The following is a 2,034-nucleotide window of genomic DNA, read 5'->3' as shown; positions in this document are numbered from 1 at the left end:
GAATCTCCTTTTTACAACGAGACGTTTGGTAGCAAGGGTATTTGGAATGGTATGCAGAGCGCTTGGAACAGCGTGAGTAACTTTGTGAGTGAGAGTTACGGGAAGTTGTTTGGGGGTAAGCCGGTTGCTTTAATGCCTGTGATGAGTTCGAATGGAGATTATTCTCATAGAGACGGAGTTCCAATTGATCCAACGAATACAGACCCAAAACGTTTAGAATTGTCTAATATGAATATAAAAGATGATGCCGAATTAAAAGCATTAGCGAAACAGTATGGAATTCCTTATGAATCCCTTAATAAATTATACGGAACTTCTTTTCATATAGCATTGAAAAAAGATGCGAACGGAAATTTTGTAGTGAGTTATGAAAATGACGGTGATCGTTTTAGGAACGATGGAATAGGATATGCGAAAACGCCATACGATCATGAAATATATGAGTTTGCGGGTTCGAAAATACATATGAAAGCTAAGGATTTAAACGGAAATGATGTATCAGTTCAGAATGGCAGATTTTACGTAAATATCGGAAGTAATGACACGAATTGGTTGGATGTGACAGATATGAAAATTTCGGCAAAAGACGGAACGTCCACAACGATTGGCGAAATGTTTAGTAATCCTGCATATGAATTGAATTTTGATCCCTCTGAACCAGCAAAAGGAAGGCAAGGTTCTGCGAGAACGGATGCATTTGATAATGTCTTAAAACCTTGGAATCCGATCGCGAATAATATTAGATATTCAGAATTTCAAAATTTTCGTTTGAATGATATTCAATCCAATATGTATGGAGAAAATAGAGTTAATCCGAATACGGGATACAATTATATTACGTATGATGCATCAGGAATGCATAACTCAAGAGTAATTGGTTCAAGCTATGGTAGTCGCGGAGTTTGGAATACTACAAATTCACAATATCATAGAGTCGATTATATCTTTGATGTAATGGTAGAGCAAAATAAGAATGTAAAACCGATAAATCCAAATTATGGGCCGGGGTTGTAAGGAGTTTAGATGCGTTCGATTGTTCAGTTTATTGTATTATCGACAACATTATTAACAAATATATATGCCAATTTCCATCCTTGTACAGATGTTGAGTGTCTAGAACATGATTATCAATCATTGTATGAGCATTACGAAAAAAGAAATCACACTGTATATGCAAATGGATCGCTGGATATGTTGGATTTTTTTAAAGAGTCACAATTGAATAGAAATCATAAAAATATGATTTCAGGAATTTGTGAAAAAATTATAGAAAAAAGTCCTAAATATGTTGCGGAAGTTGAAAGAAATATGCGGTGTAATATTTTAACAGGAGATTTTAATGCAGCTGTTCAAGGCTATGAAAGGCATAAGAACAAATTGGCTGAACAAAAAATTTACGATGATGGTGATTTGATTATTAAAATCCTGTATGCAAGATCGCTTTGGATGACAGGTGAAAAAAAAACAGCAAATGATATTGAAATAGAATTTATTTCTACATATCTTAATGGCAATAGAAAATTAGAGGCTACGAAACGAATATTATATTATTACGTAGTTACGAATCAGAGATTTAAACTATCAAAATTTTTAATAGATAGAGTAAATGCTGAGGACTACGAGAAAGGAAAAATTTGGTCTTGCAAATCTCATTTCGACCTTTTTATTAACAATATTCTATTTCAAGAACGATATCCAAGTGGCTGGAGCGATGAGATAATAAAAAAATACTCGGAATTATATGCTGAGAACAAGGAGTTTCGGTGTAAACCACTCCCCAAAAGATTTCCTAGGCCAGGAGAAACATGAAATCCCTCTCCTCCACGACCCCGCGAGCGATCAAGGCGTGGTCAAGTTATTGGCTTTAGGGAAATGTAATGTTTCAAAAGTAGAACACAATAACTTGACCGGAGCTGCGAGCGCGGTCCGCAGGACGCGGCCGAAGTAGCGTTGATGGCAGGAAGCGCTGCTCTGAATGCGATCGGTAGCGGTGTTGGAGTGAGCGTGAACGTAGGGTACACGTATGCTGATGGA

At 36.5% G+C, this 2,034-nt stretch carries 2 protein-coding genes; both read left to right on the top strand.

The annotated features are described in order from the left end of the window. On the top strand, positions 1-1,014 hold a 1,014-nt coding region (locus tag EHQ17_RS08380; protein WP_210414540.1), incomplete at its 5' end, for a hypothetical protein. Positions 1,015-1,023: 9 nt separating this feature from the next. Beyond that, a complete protein-coding gene (locus tag EHQ17_RS08375) occupies positions 1,024-1,809 on the top strand; it encodes a hypothetical protein (RefSeq protein WP_135591094.1) in 786 nt (261 codons plus the stop codon). Positions 1,810-2,034 lie beyond the last annotated feature (225 nt).

This window comes from Leptospira gomenensis, from assembly GCF_004770155.1.
Lineage (GTDB): Bacteria > Spirochaetota > Leptospiria > Leptospirales > Leptospiraceae > Leptospira > Leptospira gomenensis.
This window is presented reverse-complemented; position numbering and strand designations above follow the sequence as displayed.